Genomic DNA, 14239 nt, shown 5'->3' on the forward strand with positions numbered 1-14239 from the left:
TTTTAATAGTTTATGATAAATATAAATGTATAAAATTTATTTGATAGTTTGAATGAAGAAAATTATATCAATAAAAAAATCCTGAAAATTAATTTTCAGGATTTTTCAATTTTATTGAATTCTTTTCAAATCATCAACATTATGTTTGTGCATGTACAAAGGAATATGTTCTACGACAACATCGTTTTTCTCTAATCCAAATGATTTAGGAATATTGAATTCTATTTTCTTTAAAATGTAATATACTTTTAAGGTAAAGAATTCTTTCATGCTTAATTTTGTTTCAATTGAAGGGAATTTTTCTATTAATACGAACTTCATATCAGGATCTTGGTTGTATTTTTTCAAGCAAGGATTTAGATATTTCAATTCCAATTCACCATTTGCATACATATCATTAATTACTTTTTTGATGTATTGTTCTGTTTTTGGTTGAACTCTAAATCCGATATTAAACGTAATTCGATATATTTTTTGATCTACAATTGGTAGAATTTTATAGTTTAATGTATAAGGTTCACTATCTCGACTAATATTCACAAACCAGTATACATCTGCACGTTTTGGACGTTTTGATAAAATAGATTGAATACTATATTTCTCAATATTTTTTGGGTTGGTTGATTTTGTTAAATAAAATAAGAAAGTAGAATATTTATTGACTGTTTTATCTTCGCTCAATTCAGTTAAAACATTGGCGTAACGCTTAATTTTAACGAACTCAAGATTACGAGAATTAAGGATCTTTCCATAGAAACTACAATACATTACGACAAAGAATAGCCATCCCATTAACAATGCTAAGTATCCTCCGTCTACAAATTTCACAACGTTTGCAACAAAGAATGATGATTCAATCGCAACAAAAATTGATAGAATCGCAACGATAAAGACTTTGTTGAATTTCGTATAATAATTAAGGTAATAGGATAATAAAAAGGTTGTCATTAACATTGTGACGGTAATTGCGAGTCCGTATGCGGCTTCCATGTGAGAAGAATCTCGGAAGTATAAAACAATAAATACACAACCTGCCCACAACATAAAATTGATTGTTGGGATGTATACTTGGCTCTTGTGTTCGTTTGGTTGAATGATTAATGTTCTTGGCCAATAACCTAAGTTAATCGCTTCGTTAATCAATGTAAAGGATCCCGTAATTAAAGCTTGTGATGCGATAATAGCAGCTCCTGTAGCAATACAAATCCCAGGGATTAAAAACCAGTCGGGCATCATTTCGTAAAAAGGATTTCTTCCATCCATCATTGGATCATCTTGATGCATTAACCATGCAGCTTGTCCTAGATAGTTCGCGACTAGACATATTTTTACATAAATCCAACTGATTCTAATATTTTTACGGCCACAATGCCCTAAGTCAGAATATAATGCTTCGGCTCCAGTTGTACATAAAAAAACAGCTCCAAGAATCCAAAATCCATGTGGATAATTCATCAGAAGATTGTACGCATAATACGGATTAAGCGCTTTTATAATACTTGGATGATGCACAATATGTAAAACACCTAATCCTAAAAGCATTGTAAACCAAAGAACCATAAATGGGCCAAATATTTTACCTACTTTATTTGTTCCAAATCGTTGAAAGAAAAATAGCATCGAAAGAATAAAAATAACGATAGGTATAGTCGGAAGGTGTTCTAATCCGTTTAACATTCGAAGTCCTTCTACAGCAGAAGAAACAGAGACAGGAGGAGTAATAATTCCATCGGCGAGAAGAGCAGAAGCGCCAATAATTGTAGGAATAATCAGGTTTTTACCTTTTTTCTTGATAAGCGAGTATAACGAAAAAATACCTCCTTCGCCATCGTTATCTGCTTTTAGTGTCAACCATACATATTTGATAGAAGTCTGAAAGCACAAAGTCCAAAAGACACAAGAAACGCCTCCGTAGACAATGCTCTCTTCAATCACGCGAGTCTCGCCAATTATCGCTTTCATTACATATAAAGGACTTGTTCCAATATCACCGTAAATGATTCCAAATGCGATTAATAGCGTTGCCGCTGTTACTTTGTTCATCGTATGGTTTGATTCCATAAGCAGTATTTTAAAATTTCTACGAATGTATGTCGTTGAAAAGAGATTAAACAATCTTATTTATTTATAATACAAAACCAACATTATACTTATTTTCGATACTAATTATAGCGTATTTTTACACTACTGCAGTCGGTTTTTTATTAATGGAATAAATTTAAGTATTATTTAATCATACTATTTATTTTATTAATCATAATTTAAAGTTACATTTCATTGAGAAATAGTAAATTGAATCATTATTTGTTAAACAAAATTAAATTTTAAAACTTTATTATGCTTGCATAATAAAAAAAAGATTATATTTGTTATACATACACTAAAATATGTTAAGAGAAGATTTAACGATAGATTATTTATTGCGTTCAACATGGTTGTCAGTTCAGAAAATGTATAATGAGCAAGCTGGTGCTTACGATTCTACAATGGTGTATGCCTTTACATTATTATCAATAGATCCGAAAGGAGGTACGCCAAGTACGTCGCTAGGACCAAAGATGGGAATAGAGCCAACAAGCTTGTCGAGAACATTAAAAAACTTAGAAGCAAGAAATTTTATCGTTCGAAAACCAAATCCAGAAGATGGGAGAAGTGTGTTGATCACTTTGACTGAAGAAGGATTAAGAATGAGAGATATTTCAAAACATTTTGTTTTGCAATTTAATGAATCAATTAATAATCACATCGAGCCAGAGAAAATGCAAATTTTCTTGGAAGTGATTTATAAGATTAACCAATTAATATCGGACAAAAAAATATTTAAAAACAATTATGAGAAGACACGTTAAACACGTAACTGTATTAGGATCAGGAGTGATGGGGTCTGGTATTGCATGTCATTTTGCAAATATCGGAGTCGAAGTCTTGATGTTAGATATGGTTCCTCGCGAGCTTACACCACAAGAGCAAGCGAAAGGACTTACTTTAGAGAGTAAAGTAGTTCGTAACAGAACTGCTCAAACTCACTTAGATGCTGCTTTAAAAAGCAATCCTTCACCAATTTATGACAAAGCATTTGCTTCTCGTATAACTGTAGGGAATTTTGATGATGATTTCGAGAAGATTAAAAACTCGGATTGGGTAATAGAGGTTGTGATCGAAAGATTGGATATTAAACAATCTATTTTTGAGCGTGTAGATAACTTCCGTAAACCAGGAACTTTAGTCACTTCTAATACTTCTGGTATTCCAATTCATTTGATGGCTGAAGGTCGTTCAGATGATTTTCAGAAACATTTCTGCGGAACGCATTTCTTCAATCCGCCACGTTACTTAAAATTATTCGAAATTATCCCAACTCCTCAAACAGATAAATCTGTTGTTGAGTTTTTCCAAAACTATGCATCTTTATTTTTAGGTAAAACACCAGTTTTATGTAAAGATACGCCAGGTTTTATCGGGAATAGAGTAGGAGTTTACTCGATGGCGAAAGTGATGGAATTGGCGCAAGAAATTGGATTAACGATTGAAGAAGTTGATACTTTGACAGGTTCTATTTTGGGTCGTCCAAAAACGGGAACATTCAAATTGGGTGATTTGGTTGGTTTGGATACAGCATATAATGTAACAAAAGGTTTACAGCAAAATGCGCCAAATGACGAAATGATCCAAGGTTTGAAAGATTCAAAATTCTTGGATTTCTTAATCGAAAATAAATTCTTAGGAGATAAAGCGAAAAAAGGTTTCTATTATAAAGAAATTGATAAAGAAGGGAATACCAATCGTTTTGCCTTAAATCTTGATACGTTAGAGTATCGTCCAATGGAACGTGCAAAAGTTACAGCTGTAGAAACTGCTAAAAATGCAGGATCTATGCGTAATAAATTAGGTGTTTTATTGAAAGATTCTGGTAAGGCTGGAGAATTGATTCGCAAACATTTTGCTTCATTATTCGCTTACGTTTCTCAACGTGTTCCAGAAATTACAGATGTACTTTATCCAATTGATGACGCTTTAAAAACAGGTTACGCTTGGAAATATGGTCCATTTGAAACATGGGACTTGGTTGGGTTACAAAACGGAATTCAATTAGTAGAATCAGAAGGTTTCAAGGTTTCGGATTGGGTAAAAGAATTAGCTGCTTCAGGTGCAGATTCTTTTTATAAAATCGAAAATGGTAAGAAATTATTCTATAATCAATCATCAAAACAATTCGAATTAATTCCAGGTCAAGATGCATTTATTATTTTAGATAACATCAGAAAAACAAATGAAATCTGGTCAAACCAAGAAATATCTATTCAAGATTTAGGAGATGGAATCATCAATATTGAGTTCCGTTCTAAAATGAATTCTCTTGGAGGAGGAGTTTTACAAGGAATCAATAAAGGAATCGAGTTAGCAGAAAAAGATTATCGTGGAGTTGTAATTGGTAACCAAGGAGATAATTTCTCTGTTGGTGCTAATTTAGCCATGATTATGATGATGGCTGCTGAGCAAGATTGGTGGGAATTGAATATGGCAATCAAAATGTTCCAAGATACAATGATGCGTGTTCGTTATTCATCTATTCCAGTTATTGTTGCTCCTCACGGAATGACGCTTGGTGGAGGTTGCGAAATGTCAATGCATGCGGATAAAATTGTAGCTGCTGCCGAAACTTACATTGGTTTGGTTGAGGTTGGAGTTGGATTAATCCCAGGTGGTGGAGGTTCGAAAGAATTTGCGCGCCGTGCAACTGAATTCGCTTTAAAAGATGATGTAAAAGTAAATCATTTACGTGATAATTTCATGAATATCGCAACTGCGAAAGTGGCAACTTCAGCTTATGAAGCGAAGAATATGGGAATTATTCGTGAGCAAGATATTGTTGTAGTAAATGCCGAACGTCAAATTGCAGAAGCGAAGAAACATGCAATTATTATGGCAGAAGCAGGTTATACACAACCAATTCAACGTAAAGTAGAAGTGTTAGGAAAAGAAGCAATGGGAATGTTCTATGTTGGAACAGATTCTATGGTTGCTGGACGTTTTGCTTCGGATCATGATCGTTTAATTGCGAATAAATTAGGATATGTAATGACAGGTGGTAATTTGTCTGAATCAACTTATGTTTCAGAACAATACTTGTTAGACTTAGAGCGCGAAACATTCTTATCTCTTTGTGGAGAAAGAAAAACATTAGAGCGTATTCAGCATATGTTAAAAACAGGTAAACCGTTGCGTAATTAATCTTTGTATTAAGTAAAAAGTAAATTGTAAAAAGTATTTATGCATGATTTTAAAGAATTGATCGTTTGGCAGAAAACAATGAGTTTTACAAAAAGATTTTATGAGATTACATCAAATTATCCAAAAAGTGAAATTTATGGTTTAACATCTCAGTCGAGAAGAGCTTGCATATCGATTGCTTCGAATATTGCAGAAGGTGCTGGTAGAAATTCAAATGCTCAATTTATTAATTTTCTAAACATAGCTTTAGGTTCGTCATTCGAATTAGAATGTCAAATTATTTTAGCTAAAGATTTAGAATTTATTCAAAAAGGAATTTCAGAAGAGTTGTTGAGTGACTTAAAACATATACAAAATATGTTAGTGAAATTAATTCAGAATTTTAATTAAATACTTTGTACATCTTACATCTTACATGATACAATCTAATACTTTTAAAAAAATGAAACAAGCATATATAGTTACAGGATATAGAACAGCTGTAGGAAAAGCACCAAAAGGAACATTGCGTTTTACGCGTCCAGATGAAATGGCTGCTACAGTAATCAAGCGTTTAATGCAAGATTATCCAACTTTAGATCCAACACGTATCGACGATCTAATCGTTGGATGTGCAATGCCAGAGGCAGAACAAGGATTGAATATGGCACGTCTTATCTCATTAATGGGATTAGACACAGACAAAGTTCCAGGTGTTACAGTAAATCGTTATTGTGCTTCAGGATCAGAAGCAATTGCTTTGGCGGCTGCTAAAATTAGAACAGGAATGGCAGAATGTATCATTGCTGGTGGTGCAGAATCGATGTCGTATATCCCGATGGGAGGTTACAAACCAATTCCAGAAACAGATTTAGCGAAAGATCATCCAGATTATTATTGGGGAATGGGATTAACAGCGGAAGAAGTTGCAAAAGAATTTAAAGTGTCTCGTGAGGATCAAGATTTATTTGCATTCAATTCGCATCAAAAAGCATTAAAAGCAAATGCTGAAGGAAAATTTGCATCTCAAATCGTTCCGATTGATGTTGAATTTAATTTCTTAGATGATAAAGAAAAAGTTCAAACCAAGAAAATAGATTTCAAAGTGGACGAAGGTCCTCGCGCTGATACGTCTATTGAAGGTTTAGCAAAGTTACGCCCTGTATTTGCACAAGGAGGATCTGTTACTGCTGGTAACTCTTCGCAAATGTCAGACGGAGCTGCTTTCGTAATGGTAATGTCAGAAGACATGGTAAAAGAATTAGGTCTTGAGCCAGTTGCTCGTTTAATGGCGTATTCTACGGTTGGCTTAGCACCACGTATTATGGGAATGGGACCAATGTTCGCTATTCCGAAAGCGTTGGAACAAGCAGGTCTTAAACAAGAAGATATCCAATTAATTGAATTGAATGAAGCGTTCGCTTCGCAATCTGTTGCGATAATGCGCGAGTTGAATCTGAATCCTGATATTGTTAATGTAAATGGAGGTGCAATTGCTTTAGGACATCCATTGGGATGTTCTGGAACAAAATTAACCGTTCAATTGTTACATGAAATGGAAGCGCGTAAAGCCAAATATGGAATGGTTACCATGTGTGTTGGAACAGGTCAAGGGGCAGCTTCAATTTTCGAATACCTAAAATAAAACACAGAATTGAGAGGTTAGATTATAGATTTCTGATTTATCTAACTTCTCATTTCTAAAATCTAATATCTAAAACAACAAAAAAATATGTCTACAAATCCAAATAGATTAATAGGAGGTCAATACTTAATTAAAGATGCCTCTTTTAACGACATCTTCACTTACGAAGATTTATCAGAAGAACAACAAATGATTTTGCAATCAGCAAAAGAATTTATCGATAAAGAAGTAGTTCCGAATAAACACAAAATCGAGAAAAAAGATTATGCGTTAATTGAAGAATTAATGCGTAAAATTGGTGAATTAGGATTATTAGGAATTTCTGTTCCAGAAGAATACGGTGGAATGGGAATGGGATTCGTTACTACAATGTTAGTTTGCGATTACATTTCTGGAGCGACAGGGTCTTTAGCAACAGCTTTCGGTGCACATACCGGAATTGGTACAATGCCAATCACTTTATACGGAACAGAAGAGCAAAAACAAAAATATTTACCAAAATTAGCAACAGGAGAATGGTTTGCTTCATATTGTTTAACTGAGCCAGAAGCAGGTTCTGATGCAAATTCGGGAAAAACAAAAGCTGTTCTTTCTGAAGATGGAAAAGAATACATCATCACAGGTCAAAAAATGTGGATTACAAATGCTGGTTTTGCAGATTTATTCATTGTTTTTGCACGTATCGATGAGGATAAAAACATCACTGCTTTCATCGTAGAAAAAGATAAAGCGGGTGCTGGTTTTTCTTTAGGAGAAGAAGAAGATAAATTAGGAATTGTATCTTCATCAACACGTCAAGTTTTCTTTAATGAAGTTCGTGTTCCAGTTGAAAATCTTTTAGGAGAAAGAAACGGAGGATTTAAAATCGCAATGAATGCATTGAATGTTGGTCGTATCAAATTAGGGGCGGCATGTTTAGATGCTCAACGTCGTATTTTAGATTATTCTTTACAATATGCAGCAGAACGTAAACAGTTCAATACATCAATCAATACATTTGGAGCAATCAAAGAAAAATTAGCTGATATGGCTGTTTCTGCGTTTACTTCAGAAGCGGGTGCTTATCGCGCGGCAAAAGATGTGGAAGATGCAATCGAAGATAATATTGCGAAAGGAATGCCACATAACGAAGCCGAGTTAAAAGGTATCGAAGAATATGCAATTGAAGCTTCTATTTTGAAAGTTTGGATTTCTGATGCAGCTCAAGTTTCTGCCGATCAAGGAATTCAGATTTACGGAGGAATGGGGTATTCGAAAGAAATGCCAATGGAAGCAGCTTGGAGAGATGCGCGTATTTCGAGAATTTACGAAGGAACTAACGAAATCAATACCTTATTATGTGTATCGATGTTAGTAAAACGAGCATTCAAAGGAAAATTAGATTTAATGTCTCCTGCAATGAATGTGGCGAACGAATTAATGTCTATTCCATCGTTTGATGTTCCAGATTATTCAGAATTATTTGCGCAAGAAAAAGAAATCATTGCAAATCTTAAGAAATCGTTCTTTATGGTTGCGGGTTCTGCTTTGCAAAAGTTTGGTGCAGAATTAGAGCAACACCAACAGTTGATTATTGCTGCTTCTCGTATTATGCAAGAAATTTATATGGTTGAATCGGCGATGTTACGTGCAGAAAAAATTGCAAATGTAAAAGGTGCTGATGCGGCGAAGAATGCAGAAAAATTAGTTCAATTACAATTATTCAAATCGGTAGAAATTATTAAAACAGAAGCTACTCGCGGTATCGTTTCTTTCACAGAAGGAGATGAGCAACGCATGATGTTATCTGGTTTAAGAAGATTTACACGTTACAACGAATATCCAAACGTAGTTAACTTAAAAACTGAAATTGCAGATTTGTTAATCAAAGAAAATAAATACACTTTCTAAGTATATTTTAAATACAAATTATTTAAAGCAGTCAATTTATTGACTGCTTTTTTATTTTTAATATGTTGAAATATAATTTGGTATATCATTTGATGATTCTAGAGTAAGTACTAGTCTTTATATAAGTTAGTTGAGTTTTCATGGTACTTAAGTTTTAGTAGAGAAAAGCCTCAGTTGTTCCCAATTGAGGTTTTTTTATGCCTTGAGGTTAAAGTTTATTCATTAAAAATAAGAGAGTTAAGTCGATATTTCTTAATGAAATACTTTTCGAAAGAAATGATTTGAAGTAACTTTAATTCAAATTAATAACCAAAAAACAAAGCTTATGATAATTAATGCAGCAATTCTTACGTTGACCATGTTTGCAACATTTAGTATTATGTGTCTAGTCAAATTAGATGAATTAAAAAAAATAAAATAAAACAACAAAACTCCATTTATAGAAATGGAGTTTTGTTGTTTTATAAAGTTATATTTACTTCAATTAATACATTCGAAATGAAAAAGAAGCTAATTGTTTTAACGGGAGCTGGAATTAGTGCTGAAAGTGGAATTTCTACTTTTCGAGATGCCAATGGTTTGTGGGAAAATCATGATATTATGGAAGTCGCTTCGATTGAAGGTTATCAAAGAAACCCAAAATTGGTTCAAGAATTCTATAATCAACGTCGAAAACAATTATTCGATGTTGAACCCAATACTGCGCATCATTTCTTGAAAGAGTTAGAAAATGATTTTGAAGTTGTAATTATCACTCAAAATGTAGACGATTTGCATGAAAGAGCAGGTTCTTCTAAAATAATTCATTTGCATGGCGAATTGAGAAAAGCGCGAAGCGAAAAAGATGAGAATCAAATTATTGATTGGAATAAAGATATCAAACTTGGAGATTTGGCTGAAGATGGAAATCAACTTCGTCCGCATATTGTGTGGTTTGGCGAAATGGTTCCGGAAATAGAAAATGCGATTAATGAGGTTTTAAAGGCAGATATTTTGGTAATTATTGGAACATCGATGCAAGTGTATCCAGCTGCTTCGCTCAAAGATTATGCAAAAACAAATGTCCCAATTATCTATATCGATCCATCAGATACCTATACCAATTCATCTATTACGCATATCAAGAAAAAAGCAACAGAAAGTATCGAAGAATTAAAAACTATTTTGAATAATTTTTAATCTTTTACGTTTTACTGTTGATTAATTAATTTAGAGAATATGAAGTATATATTTCTACCATTATTTGTTTTTTCTATTAATGCGGCTGCACAAGAGTTAAATCCGTTTTATCAATCGATAGTAGATCAAGTTAAATATGATTCTGTTCATCAAAAGCTACAAAAATTTCAAGATTTCGGAATCAAAACTGTCGGTTCTTCTGCGCATAATAATGCTTTTGATTGGTTGAAATCTTATTATATTGCATATGGCTATTCAAACATAGAGCAGCAATCTGTAAATGTTTTTGGAAATGTTGGAAATAATTTAATCATAACTAAAATTGGAAAAAAATATCCTGATAAATTTATTATCATCGATGGTCATTATGATACATTAAATGGACCTGGAGCGAATGATAATGGATCGGGAACGGTTACTTTATTAGAAATTGCTCGATTAATTAAAGATATCGATACTGATTATTCGATCAAGTTTATTCATTTTACAGGAGAAGAACGCGGTTTAATAGGAAGTCAGACATATGTCAATCAAATTGCAGTTCCTCAGAATTTAAACATTAAAGCTGTTCTGAATATTGATGAGGTAGGAGGAGTGGCGAATAAAGTAAATTCAACAATTGTTTGTGAGCAAGATGAAAGTAATCCAACATCAAATAATGCAGCTTCTTCTGATTTGACTAATCAAATGTCGAATATTTTTCCCTTGTATACAACTCTAAAAACTGAAATTTCGAATGCTTATAGTTCCGATTATATGCCTTTTCAGGCAGTTGGTTATCCAATAACTGGACTTTTCGAAAAAAATGAAACGCCTTATGCACATACTGCTCAAGATATAATAGCTAATTTAGATTTGAATTATTTGACAGAAGTAGCGAAAGGAGCTTTGGCGACTATATTACATTTTTCTCAAGCACAAGAGAAGTTGACTACAACAGATCACACTATTTCAACTTTGCAAGTGTATCCAAATCCAGTAAAGAGAAACCTTCATTTTTCGCAGATTTTAAAGCAACCTACAATTTCTATATATAACGAAACAGGAATACAGGTCTATGAAAACAAGTTTCGAACAGCTGTTTCACAGATAAATTTAGAACATCTTACTTCTGGCGTTTATTTCGTTAAAATAAATTCGAATCAACATAGTTTTAAGATTTTAAAGAAATAAATTGTTACTCCTTATTTATGTAATAAATTGACTTTTTTAGTTGAATAGTTACTTTTTTTGTCTAAATGGTAATCAACCTTTCGATACACGAGCACCGAACAAACCATACGGAATGGATATACAATGGATACAGAATGCATATAGCGTGGATACACAACCGATACAGAAAAAATGCATTTTAGTGCATACAACCTCCATTTAGGTTAATGGATAATCAATTAGGTTCATTATTCGTCACTTCTAGTTAATTTGCTTGTCTAAGGGTTAATTTTACATCGTTGTTGTGCCCCATCAAGAAGAATACCGAATAAAAAATGAATATTCTAACCACAATAGAAACATAGGTTTTATTAAGTTTTACGTTCTACGCTTAACGTTTTACGGATTTTATCATTCTGAGTTTATTTCAGAATAGCATCAAATGATACTTATTTTAGAGGTTTGAATCGTCTTGGTCATTGTGCTGAATATCAAGTGGAAATACTGTTTTTGGTCATGTGTTCTTACGATTTAAATGATTCTCAAAGGTTATTTTGGTAATCTACTTCATTTTATATTTGTATTCAAAAAGTGATTTTGTGTTATTTCGAAGCCTTGAAAATTCCAGCCTCTCACAAATACATAATGGATTTTACTTAATACATTATAAATATTACATAGTACAACACTAAAATCTACTTTTTTAAATGAAATTTAAAGATTATCATTGCTCAAATGACGAGTTTAAATTCATTGAAACTTTAAAAATGATATCCTTTTGTTTTCCACTAAACATTTTTTTGTATAAAAAACAACTTGTCAATTATTACAACCCCTGAACTACAAAAATCTTTTACATACATTCTACTGCCACTATGTTGCCTTTATCCTGCCTTTATGTTGGGAGTATCTAGCAAGTATCTGTAGATGAAAAAAAATTGGCCCTTGCGTTATATATGTTGTTTATATTTAGTGAGTGTTTATTATCAACCTCACCTTACGGGTGTACAATCACCCTCAAAAATTATATTTTTAAGCTGTTATAAGCTCAATTCCTGCTTTATCTGCCTTATATTTTATTTTGGTCATCAGTTTATAATAACTCCAATTTCTCAGTACAAAATCTTCTTCTTTGGCCAGCTCTATCTTTTCTTCTTGATCCATTAAAATAAGTGTTCCTGCTTTATTATTTACACAAAAATCAATTAACTTTCTGCTGTAAACATGTAGTCGATGATGCACATAATTTTTTTCTACTTGACTCATTTTATCTAGCGCTTTTAGTTTCCTCGTTTTTCCTTTGCCCGATTTTGCATAAGTTGCCCCAATTTGTATTCGTTTACGGGACGCTTGTATCGCTAACCTTCGGTATAGAAACTCTTCTTTGGTTCCTATAGTAAGCCGAGATTTTCCTATTTTTACAACCAACGGATATTCTAAAGAGAGGGAAGCTTCTGCAATAATTTCGGGTTGTAATTGATGATTTTCTTTTTCGATCTCAACAACAGCTAACCAAAATATTTTACTTTTTTCTAACTTTATTTGTGATGTACAAAGTTTAATTTCTCCGCTTACCACTTGTTCCAATAACCTTTTATTACTTGTAAAATCTTTTCCCAAAATAGGTTTTGAATGGAAGTTGAAACAACCGAAAACAAAAACATTTTTTCTCAGGATTGTAAGAGAAGCTACGTATACTTTCTGCTCCAAAAGGAAATGCCATATCTCGTTTGAAGTTTTTTAACGAAGCTTCTCCTTTCCAATATCTTTGAGAATCTTTGTTGTATGAACTGTGGAGTCTATTATTTAAACAAGATAATATATTGGTTGGAATTTCACCTTTAAAACGGTCTGATAGCACACGATAAGTGGTACTCATTTGCGAATTTTTTAATATACCCTCTGCATCTTTCTTCTCGTCCATTAATTTATATTTAACACCTTCAGAGAGGTACAAAAAATCTTTCATCATTTCTTGTAAATACAAATGAGAAACAATCAAATTAGCGGCTTTAAAACATCTGTTTTGCCATCTATAAAGCTTGTCTAATGCCTCTTTGCGTTCTTCTTGAGTTGGTAAATCGATAAGTATTTGTATTTTTCGAGTGAGTATTAAAGTAGATTTTTCCATGATCAATAGTTTAGGGATTGAACTTTGTTTTGTTGAGTGAATTTATAAGCGACTATAAATTCATTGTGTACCTCTTTTTGAGACAATTGTAATGCTGAAGCTATTGTTGAAAAAGATTGTTTATGCTCACATCGAAGTTTTAAAATCAACGATTGTGTTTCAGATATTTGATTTTCCTTCTCTGCTGTAGAGACTGTTTTGGTTTTAATAATTAATTTATCTTGGTGACTTAAAATCTTCTTAAGATCATCAATAGCATGTTTAATTTCATTACTGGTTTCTTTGATTCCTCTTCCCATTGCTTTAGCAATCGCTTTGTATTGAAATCCATGTTTTAAACAGAGTTCAATCAAATGCTTTCTTTCAGCACTTAATAAGGGTAATACTTTTATAATTTGATCAAAATAGTGCTGTTGTGTTTCTTGTTCGTTTAGGTTTTGAATGTTATCTGCGGAATCATATCCAGCCAAATAACTTTGATAATTCTCATAACTTTCTAGTGAACTTACAGTTCTAAAAAACTTATTCTTCGGTTTAGCAAAATGCGAATAGCAACTGTATTTCATAACATATCTCAAAAAGAAAAAGATATGATCAGGAGATTCCATCTTTTCGCGATATTCCCATAATTTTAGAAATGCATCTTGTACCAAGCATTCTATTACAAAATCATCCTCAATTATTTGTTTACCAAACCAAAAGATTCGTTTATTGTACCTGACATAAATACGTTCGAAGGCAGTAGAATTACCTTTTTTTAATAATTCAAATTCTTTTTCTAGCATAATAAAGGTGGTTTTATTTATGTTTTACGTGATACGTATGACGTTCTACGTTTTTACATAGTTTTTAAATTCAACATTAGTTTTAAAAGTCACTCTTTTTCCTGTACATCGCGCCAACTTTGTTTTTGGGAAAGGGTTTTTTGTTTTTTATTTCAAATTTGTTCTTTACTTTCATTTTTTTATTCATTACTTATCTATTTTTATTGTCGGTATTCATATGCCCTTCGGGGAAGCTCATCCAAAAAA

Annotated in this window: 9 protein-coding genes and 1 pseudogene; 7 read left to right on the forward strand and 3 right to left on the reverse strand. The window is 32.6% G+C overall.

Translation table 11 applies throughout. From position 1 onward, the window contains the following. Window positions 1–111: 111 nt before the first annotated feature. Window positions 112–2061 carry a KUP/HAK/KT family potassium transporter gene (locus AC2I98_RS13975; RefSeq protein ID WP_486412270.1) on the reverse strand — a complete coding sequence of 650 codons (1950 nt, stop codon included), beginning with the start codon at window positions 2059–2061 and terminating at the stop codon, window positions 112–114. A gap of 326 nt (window positions 2062–2387) precedes the next feature. On the opposite strand from AC2I98_RS13975, the gene AC2I98_RS13980 reads away from it, so the two are divergent. The 7 genes from AC2I98_RS13980 (at window position 2388) to AC2I98_RS14010 (ending at window position 11098) form a co-directional block, all read left to right on the forward strand. Then, complete coding sequence (locus AC2I98_RS13980) at window positions 2388–2849, forward strand: MarR family winged helix-turn-helix transcriptional regulator (RefSeq protein ID WP_019976592.1); 462 nt, start codon at window positions 2388–2390, stop codon at window positions 2847–2849. Next, window positions 2833–5232 carry a 3-hydroxyacyl-CoA dehydrogenase/enoyl-CoA hydratase family protein gene (locus AC2I98_RS13985; RefSeq protein ID WP_486412271.1) on the forward strand — a complete coding sequence of 800 codons (2400 nt, stop codon included), beginning with the start codon at window positions 2833–2835 and terminating at the stop codon, window positions 5230–5232. Before AC2I98_RS13980 ends, AC2I98_RS13985 begins: the two co-directional genes overlap by 17 nt. A gap of 39 nt (window positions 5233–5271) precedes the next feature. Further along, a complete protein-coding gene (locus tag AC2I98_RS13990; protein ID WP_486412272.1) occupies window positions 5272–5622 on the forward strand; it encodes a four helix bundle protein in 351 nt (116 codons plus the stop codon). 52 nt (window positions 5623–5674) lie between these two features. Then, window positions 5675–6856 (forward strand): acetyl-CoA C-acyltransferase, encoded by a 1182-nt coding sequence (locus tag AC2I98_RS13995; RefSeq protein ID WP_486412273.1) that lies wholly within the window; start codon window positions 5675–5677, stop codon window positions 6854–6856. Window positions 6857–6943: 87 nt separating this feature from the next. Further along, complete coding sequence (locus AC2I98_RS14000; RefSeq protein WP_486412274.1) at window positions 6944–8746, forward strand: acyl-CoA dehydrogenase family protein; 1803 nt, start codon at window positions 6944–6946, stop codon at window positions 8744–8746. A 498-nt stretch (window positions 8747–9244) separates the two neighbouring features. Beyond that, a complete protein-coding gene (locus AC2I98_RS14005; protein ID WP_486412275.1) occupies window positions 9245–9925 on the forward strand; it encodes an SIR2 family NAD-dependent protein deacylase in 681 nt (226 codons plus the stop codon). 39 nt (window positions 9926–9964) lie between these two features. Next, a complete protein-coding gene (locus AC2I98_RS14010; protein ID WP_416402994.1) occupies window positions 9965–11098 on the forward strand; it encodes a M28 family peptidase in 1134 nt (377 codons plus the stop codon). Window positions 11099–12109: 1011 nt separating this feature from the next. Here the strand turns inward: AC2I98_RS14010 and AC2I98_RS14015 are convergent. Both AC2I98_RS14015 and AC2I98_RS14020 read right to left on the reverse strand, forming a co-directional pair. Then, window positions 12110–13208: pseudogene (locus tag AC2I98_RS14015) on the reverse strand (nuclease/transposase family protein). A gap of 2 nt (window positions 13209–13210) precedes the next feature. Next, window positions 13211–13993 carry an RNA polymerase sigma factor gene (locus AC2I98_RS14020; protein WP_486412276.1) on the reverse strand — a complete coding sequence of 261 codons (783 nt, stop codon included), beginning with the start codon at window positions 13991–13993 and terminating at the stop codon, window positions 13211–13213. Window positions 13994–14239: the final 246 nt, after the last annotated feature.

This window comes from Empedobacter sp. EJD.6dd (assembly GCF_057369435.1).

What these genes read in the sequence shown, in the direction of transcription:
- AC2I98_RS14005 (WP_486412275.1), top strand. Translation starts at nt 9,245, where the DNA reads ATGAAAAAGAAGCTAATTGTTTTAACGGGAGCTGGAATTAGTGCTGAA.
- AC2I98_RS13995 (WP_486412273.1), top strand. Translation starts at nt 5,675, where the DNA reads ATGAAACAAGCATATATAGTTACAGGATATAGAACAGCTGTAGGAAAA.
- AC2I98_RS13980 (WP_019976592.1), top strand. Translation starts at nt 2,388, where the DNA reads ATGTTAAGAGAAGATTTAACGATAGATTATTTATTGCGTTCAACATGG.
- AC2I98_RS14000 (WP_486412274.1), top strand. Translation starts at nt 6,944, where the DNA reads ATGTCTACAAATCCAAATAGATTAATAGGAGGTCAATACTTAATTAAA.
- AC2I98_RS13985 (WP_486412271.1), top strand. Translation starts at nt 2,833, where the DNA reads ATGAGAAGACACGTTAAACACGTAACTGTATTAGGATCAGGAGTGATG.
- AC2I98_RS13990 (WP_486412272.1), top strand. Translation starts at nt 5,272, where the DNA reads ATGCATGATTTTAAAGAATTGATCGTTTGGCAGAAAACAATGAGTTTT.
- AC2I98_RS14020 (WP_486412276.1), bottom strand. Translation starts at nt 13,993, where the DNA reads ATGCTAGAAAAAGAATTTGAATTATTAAAAAAAGGTAATTCTACTGCC.
- AC2I98_RS14010 (WP_416402994.1), top strand. Translation starts at nt 9,965, where the DNA reads ATGAAGTATATATTTCTACCATTATTTGTTTTTTCTATTAATGCGGCT.
- AC2I98_RS13975 (WP_486412270.1), bottom strand. Translation starts at nt 2,061, where the DNA reads ATGGAATCAAACCATACGATGAACAAAGTAACAGCGGCAACGCTATTA.